The 18,932-nt window shown below is 55.0% G+C and carries 18 protein-coding genes; 7 read left to right on the forward strand and 11 right to left on the reverse strand.

Annotated features, from left to right (window positions below; all coding sequences use genetic code 11):
* Positions 1 to 23 precede the first annotated feature (23 nt).
* Genes AC2CGP_RS05070 through aspS form a run of 3 tightly spaced genes read right to left on the reverse strand, consistent with a single transcriptional unit; the run spans position 24 to position 3,046 of the window.
* Positions 24 to 764 (reverse strand): YebC/PmpR family DNA-binding transcriptional regulator, encoded by a 741-nt coding sequence (locus tag AC2CGP_RS05070; protein WP_015365987.1) that lies wholly within the window; start codon positions 762 to 764, stop codon positions 24 to 26.
* A gap of 49 nt (positions 765 to 813) precedes the next feature.
* Positions 814 to 1,257 carry a dihydroneopterin triphosphate diphosphatase gene (gene nudB / locus AC2CGP_RS05075; protein ID WP_015365986.1) on the reverse strand — a complete coding sequence of 148 codons (444 nt, stop codon included), beginning with the start codon at positions 1,255 to 1,257 and terminating at the stop codon, positions 814 to 816.
* Between the two features lies 1 nt (position 1,258).
* Entirely contained in the window at positions 1,259 to 3,046 is a 1,788-nt protein-coding gene (gene aspS / locus AC2CGP_RS05080; RefSeq protein WP_020078458.1) for an aspartate--tRNA ligase, read from the reverse strand.
* A 266-nt stretch (positions 3,047 to 3,312) separates the two neighbouring features.
* Here aspS and AC2CGP_RS05085 point away from each other — a divergent pair, with 266 nt between their 5' ends.
* The 5 genes from AC2CGP_RS05085 to cmoB are packed head-to-tail and all read left to right on the forward strand — an operon-like array spanning position 3,313 to position 6,939.
* On the forward strand, positions 3,313 to 3,879 hold the full coding sequence (locus AC2CGP_RS05085; RefSeq protein WP_015705959.1) for a hydrolase: 567 nt from the start codon (positions 3,313 to 3,315) through the stop codon (positions 3,877 to 3,879).
* Positions 3,876 to 4,694, forward strand: coding sequence for a DUF72 domain-containing protein (locus AC2CGP_RS05090; RefSeq protein WP_015705960.1), 819 nt, complete (start codon positions 3,876 to 3,878; stop codon positions 4,692 to 4,694). The genes AC2CGP_RS05085 and AC2CGP_RS05090 overlap by 4 nt, the downstream gene beginning before the upstream one ends.
* A gap of 53 nt (positions 4,695 to 4,747) precedes the next feature.
* The gene (locus tag AC2CGP_RS05095) at positions 4,748 to 5,143 is read left to right on the forward strand and encodes an MAPEG family protein (RefSeq protein WP_015365982.1); all 396 of its coding nucleotides are present in this window, start codon (positions 4,748 to 4,750) and stop codon (positions 5,141 to 5,143) included.
* Between the two features lie 39 nt (positions 5,144 to 5,182).
* Entirely contained in the window at positions 5,183 to 5,926 is a 744-nt protein-coding gene (cmoA, locus tag AC2CGP_RS05100; RefSeq protein WP_015365981.1) for a carboxy-S-adenosyl-L-methionine synthase CmoA, read from the forward strand.
* Positions 5,923 to 6,939 (forward strand): tRNA 5-methoxyuridine(34)/uridine 5-oxyacetic acid(34) synthase CmoB, encoded by a 1,017-nt coding sequence (gene cmoB, locus AC2CGP_RS05105; protein WP_015365980.1) that lies wholly within the window; start codon positions 5,923 to 5,925, stop codon positions 6,937 to 6,939. Before cmoA ends, cmoB begins: the two co-directional genes overlap by 4 nt.
* Positions 6,940 to 7,067: 128 nt before the next feature.
* Here cmoB and cutC read toward each other — a convergent pair whose 3' ends face one another.
* Positions 7,068 to 7,808 carry a copper homeostasis protein CutC gene (gene cutC / locus AC2CGP_RS05110; protein ID WP_015365979.1) on the reverse strand — a complete coding sequence of 247 codons (741 nt, stop codon included), beginning with the start codon at positions 7,806 to 7,808 and terminating at the stop codon, positions 7,068 to 7,070.
* A 79-nt stretch (positions 7,809 to 7,887) separates the two neighbouring features.
* Positions 7,888 to 8,457, reverse strand: coding sequence for a VOC family protein (locus AC2CGP_RS05115; protein WP_484502290.1), 570 nt, complete (start codon positions 8,455 to 8,457; stop codon positions 7,888 to 7,890).
* Between the two features lie 229 nt (positions 8,458 to 8,686).
* Between AC2CGP_RS05115 and argS the strand changes: the two genes are divergently transcribed.
* Positions 8,687 to 10,420: an arginine--tRNA ligase gene (gene argS / locus AC2CGP_RS05120; protein WP_015365977.1), complete on the forward strand. Its 1,734-nt coding sequence runs from the start codon at positions 8,687 to 8,689 to the stop codon at positions 10,418 to 10,420.
* A gap of 80 nt (positions 10,421 to 10,500) precedes the next feature.
* Here the strand turns inward: argS and bglB are convergent, their stop codons facing one another.
* Together bglB and AC2CGP_RS05130 are read right to left on the reverse strand one after the other, a co-directional pair.
* A complete protein-coding gene (gene bglB, locus AC2CGP_RS05125) occupies positions 10,501 to 11,640 on the reverse strand; it encodes a beta-galactosidase BglB (RefSeq protein ID WP_205460659.1) in 1,140 nt (379 codons plus the stop codon).
* 4 nt (positions 11,641 to 11,644) lie between these two features.
* Entirely contained in the window at positions 11,645 to 13,228 is a 1,584-nt protein-coding gene (locus AC2CGP_RS05130) for an MFS transporter (RefSeq protein ID WP_049033707.1), read from the reverse strand.
* A gap of 357 nt (positions 13,229 to 13,585) precedes the next feature.
* Between AC2CGP_RS05130 and uspC the strand changes: the two genes are divergently transcribed.
* The gene (uspC, locus tag AC2CGP_RS05135; RefSeq protein ID WP_015705964.1) at positions 13,586 to 14,008 is read left to right on the forward strand and encodes a universal stress protein UspC; all 423 of its coding nucleotides are present in this window, start codon (positions 13,586 to 13,588) and stop codon (positions 14,006 to 14,008) included.
* Between the two features lie 28 nt (positions 14,009 to 14,036).
* On the opposite strand, the gene otsA is transcribed toward uspC, so the two are convergent.
* From otsA to araG, 4 genes are all read right to left on the reverse strand, one after another.
* Positions 14,037 to 15,452: an alpha,alpha-trehalose-phosphate synthase gene (gene otsA, locus AC2CGP_RS05140; protein ID WP_015365972.1), complete on the reverse strand. Its 1,416-nt coding sequence runs from the start codon at positions 15,450 to 15,452 to the stop codon at positions 14,037 to 14,039.
* Entirely contained in the window at positions 15,427 to 16,230 is an 804-nt protein-coding gene (otsB, locus tag AC2CGP_RS05145) for a trehalose-phosphatase (protein ID WP_015365971.1), read from the reverse strand. The genes otsA and otsB overlap by 26 nt, the downstream gene beginning before the upstream one ends.
* Positions 16,231 to 16,392: 162 nt before the next feature.
* Positions 16,393 to 17,373 (reverse strand): L-arabinose ABC transporter permease AraH, encoded by a 981-nt coding sequence (araH, locus tag AC2CGP_RS05150; RefSeq protein ID WP_015365969.1) that lies wholly within the window; start codon positions 17,371 to 17,373, stop codon positions 16,393 to 16,395.
* Positions 17,374 to 17,387: 14 nt separating this feature from the next.
* Entirely contained in the window at positions 17,388 to 18,902 is a 1,515-nt protein-coding gene (araG, locus tag AC2CGP_RS05155) for an L-arabinose ABC transporter ATP-binding protein AraG (RefSeq protein ID WP_020078451.1), read from the reverse strand.
* Positions 18,903 to 18,932 lie beyond the last annotated feature (30 nt).

Genomic DNA, 18,932 nt, shown 5'->3' on the forward strand with positions numbered 1-18,932 from the left:
ACCCGCAATACCGGCTACCGGCATCACAGCGTTGCGGCAACCTCATCGGAGATTTCGCCGTTATGATACACTTCCTGCACGTCGTCGCAGTCTTCCAGCATATCAATAAGACGCAGCAGCTTCGGCGCGGTTTCCGCATCCATATCCGCTTTAGTCGACGGGATCATTGAGACTTCAGCAGCATCGGCTTTCAGGCCAGCGGCTTCCAGCGCATCACGTACCGCGCCCATCTCTTCCCAGGCGGTGTAAACGTCAATGGCGCCGTCATCATAGGTGACAACGTCTTCAGCACCCGCTTCCAGCGCAGCTTCCATGATGGTGTCTTCGTCGCCTTTCTCGAAGGAGATCACGCCTTTTTTGCTGAACAGATAGGCCACAGAACCGTCGGTTCCGAGGTTACCACCGGTTTTGGTAAAGGCGTGGCGCACTTCGGCTACGGTACGGTTACGGTTGTCGCTCAGACATTCAACCATTACCGCGGTGCCGCCCGGGCCGTAACCTTCATAAATGATGGTTTCCATGTTCGCGTCTTCATCACCGCCGACGCCGCGCGCGATGGCGCGGTTCAGGGTGTCGCGAGTCATGTTGTTGGACAGCGCTTTATCTACCGCCGCGCGCAGACGCGGGTTGGATGCCGGATCGCCGCCGCCCAGACGCGCAGCGGTGACCAGCTCGCGAATGATTTTAGTAAAGATCTTACCGCGCTTGGCATCTTGTGCCGCTTTGCGGTGTTTGGTGTTGGCCCATTTACTATGACCTGCCATAAAAAACTCTCCAAAAAAGCCGTCTTTCCGCGGCAAACGCCGCGGGAAGTTACCCGGCGTTAATTACAAATTCTTCAATCGCCTGCCGGTTGCTCCACGATTTAGTTAGCGCGGCGGCATCCGACGCGCTAACCCAGCGGTAATCCAGATGTTCAGTGAAAACAATCTGGCGCTCATGGGGCAGCGCAAGACGGAACCAAAATTCCGTATTGCGCTCGACGCCCGGCGCATAGCGATGACGTAAGTGAGAAAATATCTCGAACTCCACCGTACGCTGACAGTCAATTAAGGCCAGTTGCTCGCGAGCAACGTCAATGGCGACCTCTTCCTTTACTTCGCGCGCGGCGGCCTGCAACGCGGTTTCCCCCTCTTCCAGGCTGCCGGTAACCGACTGCCAGAAAGCGGGATCGTCGCGTCGCTGCAACATCAGCACCCGCTTCGTATCTTCGGCGTAAATCACCACCAGAACGGAGACGGGCAGCTTGAATGACATCTTAGTTGTTCTCCGGAGACTCTTTTGCCTCTTTCGCCACAACCTGAATCCCCAGTTCGCCTAACGCGGCAGGATTCGCGAAGCTCGGCGCTTCGGTCATCAGGCACGCGGCAGCCGTGGTTTTCGGGAAGGCGATAACGTCACGGATGTTATCGGTACCGGTCAGCAGCATGGTCAGGCGATCGAGGCCAAACGCCAGGCCGGCGTGCGGCGGGGTACCGTATTTCAGCGCATCCAGCAGGAAGCCGAATTTTTCACGCTGTTCTTGTTCGTTAATGCCCAGAATACCAAACACGGTTTGCTGCATTTCACCGCTGTGGATACGCACCGAACCACCACCGACTTCGTAGCCATTGATGACCATGTCGTAGGCGTTAGCCACAGCGTCTTCCGGCGCGGCTTTCAGCTCAGCGGCGGTCATATCTTTCGGCGAGGTGAACGGGTGGTGCATCGCGGTCAGGCCGCCTTCACCGTCGTCTTCGAACATTGGGAAGTCGATAACCCACAGCGGCGCCCATTTGGTCTCGTCGGTGAGATTCAGGTCTTTGCCCAGCTTCAGACGCAGCGCGCCGAGGGCATCAGCAACCACTTTCTTGTTGTCAGCGCCGAAGAAGATCATGTCGCCGTCCTGCGCGCCGGTGCGCTCAAGGATAGCTTCCACGATTTCGGCGTTGAGGAATTTCGCCACCGGGCTATTGATGCCTTCAAGGCCCTTCGCACGCTCGGTCACTTTAATATAGGCCAACCCTTTCGCACCGTAGATCTGCACGAATTTGCCGTATTCATCAATCTGTTTACGGGTCAGCGCCGCACCGCCCGGTACGCGTAAGGCAGCAACGCGGCCTTTGGCGTCGTTAGCCGGGCCGGAGAAGACGGCGAATTCTACTGCTTTCACCAGATCGGCTACGTCTACCAGTTCCATCGGGTTACGCAGGTCCGGTTTATCGGAACCGTAACGACGCTCCGCTTCGGCAAAAGTCATCACCGGGAATTGACCGAGGTCTACGCCCTTCACGTCCTGCCACAGCTTACGTACCAGATCTTCCATCACTTCACGCACCTGCGGCGCGGTCATGAACGAGGTTTCAACATCAATCTGGGTAAATTCAGGCTGACGGTCGGCACGCAGGTCTTCGTCGCGGAAGCATTTGACTATCTGATAGTAACGATCGAAGCCGGACATCATCAGTAGCTGTTTGAACAGCTGCGGAGACTGCGGCAGCGCGTAGAATTTACCTTTATGGACGCGCGACGGCACCAGATAGTCACGCGCGCCTTCCGGCGTAGCTTTGGTCAGCATCGGGGTTTCGATATCGAGGAACCCGTGATCGTCCATGAAGCGGCGCACGAAGCTGGTGATTTTGGCGCGGGTTTTCAGGCGCTGAGCCATTTCCGGACGACGCAGGTCAAGATAGCGGTATTTCAGGCGCGCTTCTTCGGTGTTGACGTGGTTGGAGTCCAGCGGCAGCGCTTCCGCGCGGTTGATGATGGTCAGGTCAGACGCCAGAACTTCGATTTCGCCGGTGGCCATCTCGCGGTTAACGTTGCGCTCTTCACGCGCGCGCACGGTGCCGGTGATTTGGATGCAGAACTCATTACGCAGTTCGGAAGCCAGTTTTAATGCATCCGCACGATCCGGATCGAAAAACACCTGCACGATGCCTTCACGGTCGCGCATATCGATGAAGATAAGGCTACCGAGATCACGACGACGGTTGACCCAACCACACAGGGTCACTTGCTGCCCCACGTGGGACTGACGTAGCTGTCCGCAATATTCTGTACGCATGAGATATCCCTTAACTTAGCCGCAGGCGGATGTTGCCTGCCTTGCAGGCGACGAGGTCGCAGCTTTGCTGAATGTCACTACTGAATGAAAAAAGGCGGCTATTATACTGGAAATTCTGTCTGACGATAAGCCCGACGCAGTTTGTACGCTGCTTTGCTGCGCGCTTATTGCTTGTGCTCACATAAATTAACAAAATTTGTTACCCTTGAGCTGAATTAGCAACGGTATTGTAGCGGCCTGACAACAGAACAAGATACGGGGATACCATGTTAGAACTCAATGCGAAAAAGACCGCGCTGGTCATTATTGACCTGCAAGAAGGCATTTTACCTTTTGCCGGCGGTCCGCATCGCGCCGACGAGGTGGTGACGCGCGCGGCAAAGCTAGCTGAAAAATGTCGTCAACAGGGTTCGCCCGTCATCATGGTTCGAGTGGGCTGGTCCGCCGATTTCGCCGAAGCGTTAAAACAGCCGGTAGATGCCCAGACTGGCGCCGTAAAATTACCTGAAAACTGGTGGGTCTATCCGCCGGCGCTCGGCAAACAGGATAGCGATATCGAAGTCACGAAACGCCAGTGGGGCGCGTTCTACGGCACCGATCTTGAACTGCAGCTTCGCCGCCGCGGTATCGACACCATTATTCTTTGCGGTATCTCCACCAATATCGGCGTGGAATCCACCGCCCGCAATGCCTGGGAATTGGGTTTCAGTCTGGTCATCGCCGAGGATGCATGCAGCGCCGCCTCCGCCGAACAGCATCAGGGCAGTATGACCCATATCTTCCCGCGCATCGCCCGCGTGCGCAGCACTGAGGACATTCTCGCCGCCTTATGATTTATATCGGGCTCCCGCAATGGTCGCACCCTAAATGGGTGCGCCTTGGCATCACCGGCCTTGAAGAGTATGCCCGCCATTTTAACTGCGTGGAGGGTAATACCACCCTGTATGCCTTACCAAAGGCCGAGATAGTCGATCGCTGGTTTCAACAAACTCACGATGATTTTCGGTTCTGTTTTAAATTCCCGGCCACGATTTCGCATCAGGCGGCGCTGCGCGACTGCGACGACTTAAGCCACGAATTTTTTACTCGTCTGGCGCCGCTGGAATCGCGCATCGGCCAGTACTGGCTTCAGTTGCCCGCCACCTTCGGCCCGCGCGACCTCCCTGCCCTGTGGCAGTTTCTCGATACGCTACCGAAAAACTTCACCTACGGCGTTGAAGTTCGCCATCCTGAGTTTTTCGCCAAAGGCGATGCTGAACAACAGCTTAATCGTGGCTTGCACCAGCGCAACGCCAACCGCGTGATCCTCGATAGCCGCCCGGTACATAGCGCCGTCGCGCGCAACCCGGCGATGATTGACGCGCAAAAAAAGAAACCCAAAGTTCCGGTTCACGCGGTCATGACCGCGGAGCAGCCGATGGTGCGTTTTATCGGCAGCGACGATATGGCGCAGAATCGCGAATTATTTCGCGTCTGGTTACAGACGCTGCCAAAGTGGCATCAGTCAGCCACGCCATGGCTGTTTCTACATACCCCGGATATCGCCCAGGCGCCTGAACTGGTGGATACGCTATGGGAAGATTTACGTGCGGTGCTGCCGGGCGTCGGCGCCGCGCCGTCAATTCCGCAGCAATCCTCGCTTTTCTGATATCCTGCTATGATAGTCGGAGCCACCTGACATAATTAAAGGGAGTTTTGGGTATGGTCAGCGCGCTGTATGCGGTTTTGGGTGCGTTATTGTTAATCAAGTTTTCCTTCGACGTGGTACGTCTGCGCATGCAGTATCGCGTCGGCTATGGCGACGGTGGTTTTAGTGAACTACAGGTCGCTATTCGCGTTCATGGCAATGCGGTGGAATACGTCCCCATTGGGCTCATTCTGCTGTTGTTCATGGAAATGAACGGCGCGCTAACCTGGATGGTGCACGTTTGCGGTATTTTGCTGATTGCCGGACGCCTGATGCACTCGTACGGTTTCCATCATCGCCTGTTCCGCTGGCGGCGTTCCGGAATGAGCGCCACCTGGTGCTCGCTGTTGCTGATGGTGCTGGCTAACCTGTGGTATATGCCCTGGGAGTTGGTTTTCTCCCTGCGTTAGCGCACAATACGCCGTTTTCGTTTTTTCGGGTTTAACGTTATGTCTCACCGCGACACGCTTTTTTCCGCGCCGATCGCCAGTCTCGGCGACTGGACCTTTGATGAACGGGTAGCCGAAGTCTTCCCGGATATGATCCAGCGCTCTGTTCCTGGTTACTCCAATATTATTTCGATGATCGGCATGCTGGCTGAGCGTTTTGTTCAGCCAAACACTCAGGTTTACGATCTCGGCTGCTCGCTCGGCGCCGCGACGCTTTCCGTGCGTCGCAATATCGCGCATCCGGGATGCAAAATTATCGCCATTGATAACTCCCCGGCGATGGTAGAACGCTGCCGTCGTCATATTGATGCCTATAAAGCGCCGACGCCGGTTGAGGTTATTGAGGGCGATATTCGCCATATCGCCATTGAAAATGCCTCCATGGTCGTGCTGAACTTCACTATTCAGTTCCTCGAGCCGAGCGAACGTCAGGCGATCCTGGATAAAGTCTATCAAGGGCTCAATCCGGGCGGCGCGCTGGTGCTTTCCGAAAAATTCAGCTTTGAAGATGCCAACGTCGGCGAACTGCTGTTTAACATGCACCATGACTTCAAACGCGCCAATGGCTATAGCGAACTGGAAATCAGCCAGAAGCGCAGCATGCTGGAAAACGTCATGCTGACGGATTCAGTGGAAACCCACAAAGCACGACTGCGCCAGGCGGGGTTTGAACATGCCGAACTGTGGTTCCAGTGCTTTAATTTTGGTTCATTGGTGGCGGTTAAATCCGAGGAACGGGCATGATCGACTTCAGTAATTTTTATCAGTTGATCGCGAAAGGACCGCTCTCCCACTGGCTGGAAACGCTGCCCGCTCAGGTCGCGGCCTGGCAACGCGAAGCGCTGCACGGCAAGTTTCGCGAATGGGAACGCGCCGTTGAGTTTCTGCCCGAGCTGGCGCCCTGGCGTCTCGATCTATTGCATAGCGTCACGGCGGAAAGCGAAACGCCACTCAGCGAAGGCCACCAGCTGCGAATTGAGAATCTGCTGCGAAACCTGATGCCGTGGCGTAAAGGCCCTTATTCGCTGTATGGCATTAATATCGATACCGAATGGCGTTCCGACCTGAAATGGGAACGCGTGCTGCCGCATCTTTCCGATCTCACCGGTCGTACTATCCTCGATGTCGGCTGCGGCAGTGGTTATCACATGTGGCGGATGATTGGCGCCGGCGCGCATCTGGCGGTCGGTATCGACCCAACGCAGCTGTTCTTATGCCAGTTTGAAGCGGTACGCAAACTCATCGGCAACGATCAGCGCGCGCACCTGCTGCCGCTAGGCATCGAACAACTGCCGGCGCTGGAAGCCTTTGATACCGTCTTTTCGATGGGTGTGCTCTATCACCGCCGTTCCCCGCTGGATCATCTGTGGCAGCTCAAAGATCAGTTAGCCCCCGGCGGCGAGCTGGTACTGGAGACGCTGGTCATTGAAGGTGATGAGAACACCGTGCTGGTGCCCGGCGACCGCTACGCGCAAATGCGTAACGTTTATTTCATTCCTTCCGCCGCCGCGCTAAAACAGTGGCTGGAGAAGTGCGGATTCATCGATGTGCGCATTGTTGATACCTGCGTCACCACCAGCGAAGAGCAGCGCCGCACCGAATGGATGACGACGGAATCACTCGCCGACTTCCTCGATCCACATGACAGCAGCAAAACGCTGGAAGGTTATCCCGCGCCGCTGCGCGCGGTGATCGTCGCCACTAAACCAGAGACGCAGCAGTCACTGGCGAAAAAAGCAGCCGCGGCCAGAGCGTAATTGACCTCGAGCGACTACTGACGCTCGCGGGATAAAAAAAGGCCCCTGTTGAAATTGCAGGGGCCTGGTACGGGCAATCATCATATTGGGCGACATGATGTGCAGCAAAAAACGGTTAGCTTCGCGGGCTAATCCCGCGCGGCTGAAATAATTTGTTTCATTTCCGCCACCGCCTCGCCGTTAACGGCATAGCGGCAATATTCATCGGCATCTGCGTCGGTGGACATCGATAACCCCGGATTACGAAAGCGCATCGGTGATGGCAACCACTGCCCCGCAGAGCTATGCACCTCTTTGAGGCCTGCCTGCAGAAACTTTTGCAGATTGGCAGCCCGCACTCCCGCTCCGGCCATAATGATTGGAGTATCGCCCAGCGCAATTAGTTCCATAATTTTTGCAAGACCTTGCTCCGCCGTTGGCCGTTGTCCAGAAGTGAGGATACGCGCAACCCCCAGTTCAGCAAGCGAATGCCATGCCTGACGCGGGTCGGCGCACATATCAAAGGCCCGGTGGAAGGTCACCGCCAGCGGCCCCGCCGCCGCCATAATTTTTTGCATGCGGGGGATATCCACCTGGCCGTCAGCATCGAGTACGCCGATCACCAGGCCAGCAAAACCCAGATCTCTGACCGTCGCTACATCATCCAGCATGGCGGCAAACTCGCCGTCGGTGTAACAAAAATCGCCGCCGCGCGGACGGATAATCGGATGAACCGGAATCGAGATATTGTTTCGCACCGAACGCAGCACGCCCAACGACGGCGTTAACCCGCCCTCCTGCGGCGCGGCGCAAAGTTCAATGCGATCGGCGCCGCAACGCTGCGCCTCCAGCGCGCATTCCATGCTATAGCAGCAAACTTCCAGTAACATCGATTCCTTCTCCATTTTCATCACGGGCAACACAGCATGTCACGATTTTTCCCCGCAGACGCCGCGCGGCTTCACACTGTTAAGTATCGGATCGCTCGCTGGCGACGATTTGCTCGATCGACCAGGGGTGGAATTTAATGGTCACTTTGCCGTCCGTGACCGCCAGCGTCGGGTTCGGCAAACGTTCACGCTCCCCTTTCGGCGAACTGGTTTTCACGAAAAGCCCCGGCTGGCTGAGTCCATCATCGGAAAGCAAGGCCAGCGCGCGAGCATTGAGGGTTTCCGGGTCACCCGGCAAAACGATTTCGATATGTTCCCAGCCTTCGTGCGGGTAACGTTTTTCACCCGGCCAGGGCAACTCCACAACCGTAAAGCGCCAGTGGGCGACACAGATAGGTTCGGCAAGCTTAAATAAGCAAATGGGGCGGCCATTAATGATATTTTCCGATAGTAACGTGCCGCAACGCTCCAGCCCCTGCCGCCAGCGCTCCGCCGTCGTATTTTGATGACAACGCAGCGAAATATGGTCGGCGTCCAGCGGCGCAAGCTCCAATCCCAACCGTTCGGCCAGCGCTTGCAGCGCATCGCTAAAACGCGGTAAATCCGCCGAAATATCATTCAGTTCATCAATTTGCTGCCAGTTCGCCATCTTGCGCCTCGGTGATCGCTAAAAAGGCTAATTTATCCTGTTTCGCCGCCCCGACCAACCGCCAATCCGCGCGCCGAAACAACGAATGGTTATTGATTAAGCGTGCTGCCCGGCAACTTACGTGTGGTGCTGACGACGGGGCGCAAATGCAGTATACTCCCGCCTTAATTTGTCCATGTTCCGGCGCCGCCCCACAGGGGTTCTCGCGCCTTAAAAGTAAGGTATTCCGGTGAATATTCAGGCTCTTCTCTCAGAAAAAGTCAGCCAGGCCCTGATCGCGGCAGGCGCGCCTGCCGATTGCGAACCTCAGGTCCGCCAGTCAGCAAAAGTTCAGTTCGGCGACTATCAGGCCAATGGCGTGATGGCGGTGGCCAAAAAACTGGGCATGGCGCCGCGACAACTTGCAGAGCAGGTACTGTCTCATCTCGATCTGAACGGCATTGCCAATAAAGTCGAAATCGCCGGACCGGGCTTTATCAATATTTTCCTCGATCCAGCCTTCCTGGCGGACAACGTCAATCTCGCGCTGCAGTCCGAGCGCCTGGGCGTGGCGAAACCACAGCCGCAGACCATCGTTGTTGACTACTCCGCGCCGAACGTGGCGAAAGAGATGCACGTCGGCCATCTACGTTCAACCATCATCGGCGATGCCTCGGTACGTACTCTGGAATTCCTCGGCCATCGCGTTATCCGCGCCAACCACGTTGGTGACTGGGGTACCCAGTTCGGGATGCTGATCGCTTATCTGGAAAAGCAGCAGCAGGAAAACGCCGGCGAAATGGCGCTGGCCGACCTCGAAGGTTTCTACCGCGAAGCGAAAAAACACTATGACGAAGACGAAGCATTCGCCGAGCGCGCGCGTAGCTACGTGGTTAAGCTGCAGGGTGGCGACGAGTACTTCCTGCAGATGTGGCGCAAACTGGTCGACATCACCATGTCGCAAAACCAGATCACCTACGATCGCCTGAATGTCACCCTGACCCGCGATGATGTGATGGGTGAAAGCCTGTACAACCCGATGCTGCCGGGGATCGTTGCCGATCTGAAAGCAAAAGGCATGGCCGTCGAGAGCGAAGGCGCGACCGTGGTCTTCCTTGATGAATACAAAAACAAAGAAGGCGAACCGATGGGCGTCATCATCCAGAAAAAGGATGGCGGCTACCTCTACACGACTACCGATATCGCCTGCGCAAAATACCGTTATGAAACGCTGCATGCCGACCGCGTGCTCTACTACATCGACTCTCGTCAGCATCAGCATCTGATGCAGGCGTGGACTATCGTCCGTAAAGCCGGCTATGTACCGGAATCCGTACCGCTGGAACATCACATGTTCGGCATGATGCTCGGTAAAGACGGTAAACCGTTCAAAACACGCGCCGGCGGTACCGTCAAACTGGCCGATCTGCTGGACGAAGCGCTGGAGCGCGCACGCCGCCTGGTGGCTGAGAAGAACCCGGATATGCCGGCCGATGAGCTGGAAAAACTGGCCAATGCGGTGGGTATTGGCGCGGTGAAATATGCCGATCTGTCGAAAAACCGCACTACCGATTACATTTTCGACTGGGACAACATGCTGGCGTTCGAAGGTAATACCGCGCCTTACATGCAGTATGCCTATACCCGTGTGCTGTCGGTGTTCCGTAAAGCCGGTATCGACGAAAGCGCGCTGGCTGCCGCACCGGTAGTTATTAGTGAAGATCGCGAAGCGCAGTTGGCTGCCCGCCTGCTGCAGTTCGAAGAAACGCTGGCCGTCGTCGCCCGTGAAGGTACTCCGCACGTAATGTGCGCCTACCTGTACGATCTGGCCGGTCTGTTCTCTGGTTTCTACGAACACTGCCCGATCCTCAGCGCCGAAAGCGAAGAGGCCCGTAATAGCCGCCTGAAACTGGCGTTGCTGACGGCGAAGACGCTGAAGTTGGGCCTCGATACTCTGGGCATTGAGACCGTAGAGCGGATGTAAAAAACAAACCCGGTGAAAGCCGGGTTTGTTTTATTAGTCGCCCCGGTACGCGCAACGCGGCCGGGGAATCTATGCCGCTATCAGAAATATTTGCGCAGATACTCCGTCAGACAAAGAATCGCCATCGCCTGGCCGTACGGCATCGAGGTGAGCGGAATTTGCCGGTAAAAATCGAGATCGGAGCCCATCCCAGTACCAAACGAGGTTTGCAGCAGTTCCCCCTCTGGTGAAATATTTCGCACAATCCCGCGTATCGCCTTTTCGGCAACCTCGGTGTACTCCGCCCCGACATAACGCTTACGTATCGCTTTCAGGATGCCGTAAGCGAAGCCCGCCGTCGCCGACGCTTCAAGATAGGAATGCGGATCGTCGAGCAGGGTATGCCAGAGCCCACTCTCATCCTGACATTTCGCTAACGCGGCAATTTGCGCATTCAGTACCTGTAGCAGATAGCGGCGCACCGCACTCCCCTCTGGCAAATCCACCAGCTCAAGGAAGTCAGGGATCACGATAGTGAGCCAGCTGTTACCCCGTGCCCAGCGCGCACGCGCAAAGTTGTGCCGACCGTCGTAATTCCAGCCGTGGAACCACAGGCCTGTCTCTTTGTCCATCAGGTTCTGTACATGCAGCAAGAACTGATAGGTTGCTTCTTCAATGTATTGCGGACGATTTAGTAATTTACCGATTTTGGCTAGCGGCAGCACCGTCATCATTAGCGTGTCATCCCACATCTGCTGATGGTTCTCTTCCGCCAGGGTAATGTGCTGCATGCCTCCCTGCTCGGTGCGCGGCATCTCATGCATCGCCCACTCGGCCCAGCTATCGAGCCACGGTAGATACTCCTGGCGCCCGGTCTCTTCATAGCGATAAGCCAGCGTCAGAAACGGCGCCATGGTATTAACGTTTTTGGTGGTTGCACCTTCGGCGAAGCGATCGGCGAACCAGCCGTCAATGATATCGCACATCGCGGTATCGCCGGTTTGTTGATAATACTGGTAGATGCCGTACAGCCCAACGCCGTGGGTCCACTCCCAACCGGCCCAACCTTTGGTATCGATGACTCGCCCATCGTCCAGCCGCAGTAAAAACTGCCCGTTGTCATCCTTAATATTCACCAGGTTTTGCGTCACATTACGGATCAATGCCTGCAGCTCGCTGCGAGCGATAAAGCGCTCAGGCTGACGCAGTAATGGGCTATGTTTGACCGGCCAAACTTTCATGTTCTTAACCTCTGGTATATGTCGAATTCAAAGTGCCGCCCTGATTCAGCGCCGGGGCGGCAGGTTTATTGCGATTCAGGTAGCCAATGTTGTTATTACCCCACAGGCAGTCGTAAGGCATCCCCGCCAGCTGCTCAACCACCGCGCGGTTTTCCGCTGTCGCCCGCTCGGGCTGTGCGTAACCGATATCACGCATCACCATCGTCTCGGCGCGGAGCACGCTGTGCGTATGCAGATTGAGTTTAAAGCGCAGGGAGACCAGGAAGCCGCAGGCCAGCACCACCAACGTACCGACGCTAAGGATCAACAGAATGGTATGACTGACGCCTGCCGGCTGAATTTTTTGCCCGGAGACAAAGCCCGATAGTTGCATGATAATGCCAACCAGCATCACCGCCCCCGCCTGCGACGCTTTGCGGGTCAGCGTCATAATACCGGCGAAAATGCCCTCCCGACGCTGGCCGGTAATGACTTCGTCGACATCGGCAATATAGGTGTAAGTATTCCACGGCACGTAGTTAATGCCGCCGCGTCCGAGACCCGCGATAGCGGAAATGAGCAGTAATAATGAATAGACGTCGCTTAGCCCCGCGTAATAGAGCACCGCATAAGAGAGAGAGCTCAAACCAAACAGCACCACTACCATGCGATATGAAGGCGCCGGGCCAAAGCGAATGCAGAGCGGGATCATGGCGATAACCGCGATGAACTGGAAGATAGCCATCGTGCCGAGTAAGTTAGAGGCGACAGAAGCGTCCTGCATCAGCACAAAGACCACGTAATAGGTAAACACGGCGTTGAACACGTCCTGAGCGATATAACCGCCCAGATACATACCAAGATGCTGACGGAAGATTTTAATTCGCAGCGTAGAGCTGAGCTCAATAAACAGGCGATTAAGACTCTGCGCGAGCGTTAAGTTGCGCTTTTCTTCTTCCGCGCGTAACGCTGCTTCAGACCACGCTTCCCGCGGACGTTCCCAGGTGAAAAACCAGACGAAGGTCAGCATTAGCGCGCACAGGACCGAAAAGACCAGGCTCGCATAAAAAAATGAGCTGGCGTTATCTTTACCCAGTTGGGTGAGCAGGATCCCCGGTAAAAACGAGGCTAATATCGCCGACATTTGCGCCATGGAAATACGCGCGCCGGAAAATTTGGTCTTCTGTTTGAAATCATCGGTCATCTCCGGTACCAGCGTCTCGTAGGGCACCAGAATCATGGTATAGACAATATCAAACAGCAGATAAGTTGCGAGGTAGTACCAGAACCCCATATCGCCTACCCACATCATTGAGTAGCTAAAAACGCAGGGAATACCGAGCAAAATAAAAAATTTGCGTCTGCCGAACCGCTTACCCAGCCAGGTAGAGCCAAAGTTATCGGTTAAGAAGCCCATCAGCGGGCTGACGACCGCGTCGAGCACGCGCGCGGTGGCGAAAATGAGCGTCGCCTCAATGGGCGATAGCCCGCAGAAGGTGGTGTAAAAATAGAGTAGCCATGCTGCGGTCAGCGCGGTGGTTCCCGCGCCGAGAAAATCGCCGGAACCATAGGCGAGATAATTAGCCAAACCGATTTTTCGTGTTTTCATCGCCGTAAATCCTGTCTCTTTTTATTAGATAACTTCGGCCTTACCACGGGCTATACCGAAGTTTTGCGGATACATGGCTACAGTAAGATCATGAAAACCGGCTTACCTTTGCGTTTTTGCCAGTACCAATCATTCAGTGGCAAAAAAACAAAGGGGCGGGCAACATGCGTCACCGATTTATAAAACAGCGTTTCTTTTAAAGCAAAAGAGAGAATCATTTTTGCGAGTCGGCTGCCAGAATCTGATACCACACGGTCGGAGAAAGGCGTTTTTAACCGCGCGAATAACCCTTGTGGAAAAATGGAATTAGGAGTAAAGAAGGAAGAAAGGTCCCGTTGCGTATCTCAAGGAGGCTAGATGCCCTACTCTCATCTGTTAGTCGCCGTCGCCCCAACGCCGGAAAGCCGCATGTTGGTCAATAAAGCGGTGTCTATCGCACGTCCGTCCAATGCGCAGGTCAGCCTGATTACGCTGGCGACAGATCCGGAAATGTATAATCAGTTCGCCGCGCCGATGATGGAAAATTTGCGAGAGATAATGCAGGAGGAGACCCGTAGTTTTCTTAATGAACTCGCCGCCCAGGCGGACTACCCTATCAGCAAAATGACCATCGCCAGCGGCGAACTTTGCCACCACGTGAAGGATTTTTGCCTTCAGCATCACGTCGACCTGGTCATCTGCGGCAACCACAACCAGAGCCTGTTTTCCCGCGCTACCTGTTCAGCGAAGAATATCGTCGGCAGCAGCGGCGTCGATGTGCTGTTGGTTTCCCTGGAATAAGCTGATGCCGAAGCATCAGCCGTTTTGACTACGCGGAGGGAGTAACTACGGTTGGCTGCTGGCAGCTATCTTCAGGCGACTTTACCCGCTTTAGATCGGCAACGAACTGCGCCTGCCAGTTATCAATATCATTACTCTCGATCGCCTTGAGCATTTTGCCATGGCGAATAATTCGCTCGGCAAGCGGCATCGTTAGCGCGCGATCCAGCGCCGCCGCCACTTCATCGCGATCGTAGGGGTTGACGATGAGCGCGGAAGTCAGTTCATTAGCCGCGCCAGCGAACTGCGATAGCACCAACACCCCAGGGTTTTCAGGGTCCTGCGCGGCGACAAACTCCTTGGCCACGAGGTTCATGCCGTCGCGTAGCGGTGTGACCAGGCCCACGTCGGAATAACGAAATACCTTCATGAGCAGTTTGCGATCGAAGTGCTGATTCAGATAATACAGCGGCGTCCACCCCAATTGACCATAGTGGCCGTTGATGCGTCCCGCGGCGGTTTCCAGTTGGTGGCGGATATCCTGATAAGCCTGTACATCACCCCGCGAAGTGGGCGCTATCTGGGTATAGCGAATTTTCCCACGATGCTGGGGGTAGTTTTCCAGCAGCGCTTCGTAAGCCTGAAAACGCTCCGGCAGCCCCTTGGAGTAATCCAGGCGCTCAACGGAAAAAATATTCTTCACCCCTTTCAGTTCAGCTTTCAACTGAGCCAGCTTCGGCGGCAGCGGCCCGCTGGCGCTGCGCGCGACTTCCTGAGGTTCGATGCTTATTGGATAGACCGCAGTACGGAACGTCTTACCCCAGGCACGGTATTGCTGGTGACCCACTTCGCACAAGGTAGTTTGTTGGGCGACGCAATCAACAAACGCCTGCCGGTCGTTTTCGGTTTGAAAGCCCAAAAGGTCATAATCACACAGCTGCTCAAGTAGTTCGGCATGCGGGGGCAACGCATTGAATATTTCAGGCGTTGGAAACGGAATATGTAAGAAGAAACCAATGCGGTTCTTCACACCGTTTTTGCGTAATTCGCTGGCAAATGGCAACAGATGATAATCATGAACCCATACCATATCGTCATCGGCTAGCAGCGGCAGCAGCTTTTGCGCCACAGCGGCGTTAACCCGCAGATACCCCTCCCACGCCGGACGCTGAAAATTGACTAAGTCGAGACGATAGTGAAATGCGGGCCATAGCACCGCATTGGAAAACTGATTGTAGTAGAGCTCGTGATCTTCTTCGCTAAGGTTGAATGAGGCCCACGAAATATCCCCTTTACTCACCTTCTTCAACGGCTGGCTATCATCACCGATTTCCCCACTCCAACCAAACCACGTGCCGCCGCTCGCTTTCAGCGCACCTAAAATACCCACCGCCAGGCCACCTGCGCTGGCCTTTTTATCATTTGGCGTTGCAATACGGTTAGATACTACGACTAAACGACTCATGGTCATCCCTCCCGTTAGTGAATACATCCAGGCTTTGCATATTGCCGACAACATGGCGTAACCACTGATGTACGGCGGCAACATTCGCCAGCCGCCAGCGCGCCTGTGTGTCGCCTTGTCCAACTTTAATCGATACTCCGCCTAATTGATTAACCATAGTAAAACCCGCCTCATCAGTCAGGTCATCGCCGATAAATACCGGCTTTCGTCCCGCAAAAGGCGCTTCCCGCATAAACGCGGCGATTGCTTCACCTTTGTTAATGCCACGTGGTTTGATCTCAACGACACACTTCCCTTGCTGAATGGCCAGAATCGGATAACGCTGCACGATATCCTGCGCCAGCGCCAGGATGGCGCTCTGGTGTTGTGGTGCCTGACGGTAATGCAGCGCAAAAGCGATGCCTTTATCCTCCAGTTCACTGCCAGGCAGCGCCTGTAGCGCCGAAGTTAATGCTTCGCCGACCTCACGGCTCAATGCCGGCGGCAGTGATACATCGTGCCTTTTTCCATTGATATCGCGGCGTTCAGCCCCGTGGACGCCGGCAAGCGGCAGTCGCCAGTGACGGGTTAGTTCATCAAGCTCTGTTAGTGAGCGCCCTGAAATCAATGCCACAGCATCATGTTGTCGCTGTGCCAGTAATCGCAACATCTGAAGGACGTCTTCGGGGATAACAACCTGATCGGGATGAGGTTTGATATCGGCAAGCGTGCCGTCAAGATCCAGAAAAAATGCGTGGTTTCCGGTTAGCTCAGGCGGTACAGATATCTGGTCAGCCACCCTGTGTTCCTCCTTATCATGGCCAGCATTACGCTGGTTGTTAACTAATTGTTAGCCATGTAAGTATAGACAGTGTGACCAGCCTCGCCATTTTTGATAGTCACCGCCAGCGCAGCGGGCGCCGGCGGCACATTATGATGTAGACTTAAAAGTTGCGCGCAATTAAACCGCGCGTTTCGCTTTTTGCTTGTATCGGTCGAAGATAACCGCTGCCAGCAATATCACCCCGCGGACTACATATTGTGAGAATGGCGAAATATTCAGCAGGTTCATCGCATTCTCCACGGTACCCAGGATTAGGATCCCGGCCACCACATAAGAGATCTTACCGATCCCGCCTTTTAGCGATACGCCGCCCAGGACACATGCCGAGATCACAATCAGTTCATAACCAATTGAGGTCATAGGCTGGCCACTGGTCATGCGCGAAGCCAGGATAATCCCCGCCGCCGCCGATACCAGACCTGAAAGAACAAAGATGATGATCTTGGTACGAACAACCGGCACCCCTGCAAGTCGCGCCGCCTCCTCATTGCCCCCTATGGCCAGCGTGTTGCGGCCAAAGGTGGTTTTATTCAGCAGCAGTCCAAAGACGATCAGGCAGGCAACCGTCAGCCAGATTGGCGCTGGCAGCCCCAACCAGTTGGCATAACCCAGAGTAAAGAAACGTTCATCCTCAATGCCAACCGCTTTACCATCGGAAATAATATAGGCCAGCCCACGGACGATTTGCATGGTAGCCAGAGTTGTGATCAGCGCGTTGATCTTCAAACGCGCAATAACAAAACCATTTACCAACCCGCTGACAGCACCCAGCAAAAGCCCGGCGGCAATGCCAATCCATAAGCTTTCGGTCAGGTTAATCACTACCGCCGTCGTCACACCGGCGCAGGCAATGACCGAAGCGACTGACAAATCAAAATCCCCGGAGGCCAGGCAGAACAACATGCCGCAGGCCACCATTCCCGACATGGAAATCGCCAGCCCCAGCCCTTTCATATTGACGAAAGAGGCAAAGTTGGGAACAAAGATCACGCAGCCGATGAACAACACGGCGAAGACCACCAGCATACCAAACTGATCCCAGATTCGACCGAAGCTGAAGGAGGATCGTGCGGCGCTCGGCGTAGTTACAGATGACATCATTCACTCCTTACTCAGGCTACGGCCTGGCTGACTTTAGGCATCGCAAGGCTCAGCGCCTGCTGTTCATTCGCATCTTCATGCAGCAATTCACCGGCCACTTCACCTTCGCGCATCACCACGATGCGGTCGGCGACGCCGAGCACCTCTGGCAGGTCGCTGGAGGCAAAAACAACCGCCACGCCAGAAGCTGCCAGCGCATAGATAACGTTGTAGATTTCATGCTTTGCGCCGACATCAATGCCGCGGGTCGGTTCATCAAGCAGAATCACCTTCATCTCTTCCGACAACCAGCGGCCCAGAATGGCTTTTTGCTGATTACCACCGGAGAGATTCATAATTAACTGCTCAGCTCCCGGGGTTTTGATATTGAGCGATTTGATATGTTGTTCGGCATTACTCGCTTCCCAGGCATTGTTAATCAGGCAGCCGGCATGAATATGCTTACGCCGCGCGCTGATATTGATGTTGTCACGCACCGAATGTACCGGAATGATGCCCTCGGCTTTACGATCCTCCGGACACAGCATCATGCCCGCCTGAATCGCCTGCGCCGGTTTGCGAATATTTATCGCCTGACCATCAATATAGAGCTGACCGCTGGTAATTCTGCTGCCGCCAAACAGCCCCTTCATTAGTTCGCTGCGCCCGGCGCCGACCAGACCAAACAGGCCGACAATTTCACCGCTGCGTACCGATAAACTGATTGGCATTCTGACACCAGGCGCTTTAACCTGATCCAGTCGCAGCCGCTCGCTGCCATATTCACGCGCTTTCCAGCCATAGATATCGCCAAGATTACGCCCCACCATCGCCTGCACGAGGGCATCGTGATCCACCAGCCGCATGTCGTCAAAGGTCCGCACGTAGCGGCCATCTTTAAACACGGTAATGGCATCGCTGAGGGCGAAAATTTCCTCCATACGGTGCGAGACGTAAATAATCACTCGCCCTTCTTCACGCAGCTCGCGAATCACGCGAAAAAGGTTGTCGATTTCGCGCGCAGAGAGTGAGCTGGTTGGTTCATCAAATGCAATAATCTTCGCGTTACGCGCCAGCGCCTTGGCGATCTCCACCATCTGCCACTGGCCGATCGACAAATACTTCAGCGGCGTTTCCGGGTCGATATCCAGTCCCAGATGTTCCAACTGCAGCCGCGCTTCATAATTCAATAAAGACCGATTCACAATGCCGCCTTTATGCGGTAACTGACCAAGATAGATATTCTCGGCAACGGTCATTTCCGGGATCAGATGAAGTTCCTGATAAATAATCGCTACGCCAGCATTTAGCGCAGCGGTAGTATTCGTAAATGCCATTTGCTGACCATCAATTTGCAGATGCCCGGCAGTTGGAATGTAGTTACCGCTGAGAATTTTTAAGAGGGTGGACTTCCCGGCGCCGTTTTCACCCATCAACGCGTGGATCTGCCCGCGATAGCAGTCAAAGCTGATGTCAGACAGTGCTTTAACGCCCGGGAACGTCATGGTGATACCGCGAAATGAGAGATAAGGGATAGATTGTTGCATAACGACTCCGCTCTTCTACGCATAACCTCC

The sequence above is a fragment of the Klebsiella sp. SYXHC3 genome, assembly GCF_057196925.1.

Coding starts and splice junctions, on each gene's coding strand:
- otsA (WP_015365972.1), bottom strand. CDS start 15,452: ATGAGTCGTTTAGTCGTAGTATCTAACCGTATTGCAACGCCAAATGAT.
- cmoA (WP_015365981.1), top strand. CDS start 5,183: ATGTCTCACCGCGACACGCTTTTTTCCGCGCCGATCGCCAGTCTCGGC.
- aspS (WP_020078458.1), bottom strand. CDS start 3,046: ATGCGTACAGAATATTGCGGACAGCTACGTCAGTCCCACGTGGGGCAG.
- AC2CGP_RS05095 (WP_015365982.1), top strand. CDS start 4,748: ATGGTCAGCGCGCTGTATGCGGTTTTGGGTGCGTTATTGTTAATCAAG.
- AC2CGP_RS05090 (WP_015705960.1), top strand. CDS start 3,876: ATGATTTATATCGGGCTCCCGCAATGGTCGCACCCTAAATGGGTGCGC.
- bglB (WP_205460659.1), bottom strand. CDS start 11,640: ATGAAAGTTTGGCCGGTCAAACATAGCCCATTACTGCGTCAGCCTGAG.
- cutC (WP_015365979.1), bottom strand. CDS start 7,808: ATGTTACTGGAAGTTTGCTGCTATAGCATGGAATGCGCGCTGGAGGCG.
- nudB (WP_015365986.1), bottom strand. CDS start 1,257: ATGTCATTCAAGCTGCCCGTCTCCGTTCTGGTGGTGATTTACGCCGAA.
- uspC (WP_015705964.1), top strand. CDS start 13,586: ATGCCCTACTCTCATCTGTTAGTCGCCGTCGCCCCAACGCCGGAAAGC.
- araG (WP_020078451.1), bottom strand. CDS start 18,902: ATGCAACAATCTATCCCTTATCTCTCATTTCGCGGTATCACCATGACG.
- cmoB (WP_015365980.1), top strand. CDS start 5,923: ATGATCGACTTCAGTAATTTTTATCAGTTGATCGCGAAAGGACCGCTC.
- AC2CGP_RS05115 (WP_484502290.1), bottom strand. CDS start 8,457: ATGGCGAACTGGCAGCAAATTGATGAACTGAATGATATTTCGGCGGAT.
- araH (WP_015365969.1), bottom strand. CDS start 17,373: ATGTCATCTGTAACTACGCCGAGCGCCGCACGATCCTCCTTCAGCTTC.
- AC2CGP_RS05130 (WP_049033707.1), bottom strand. CDS start 13,228: ATGAAAACACGAAAAATCGGTTTGGCTAATTATCTCGCCTATGGTTCC.
- AC2CGP_RS05085 (WP_015705959.1), top strand. CDS start 3,313: ATGTTAGAACTCAATGCGAAAAAGACCGCGCTGGTCATTATTGACCTG.
- AC2CGP_RS05070 (WP_015365987.1), bottom strand. CDS start 764: ATGGCAGGTCATAGTAAATGGGCCAACACCAAACACCGCAAAGCGGCA.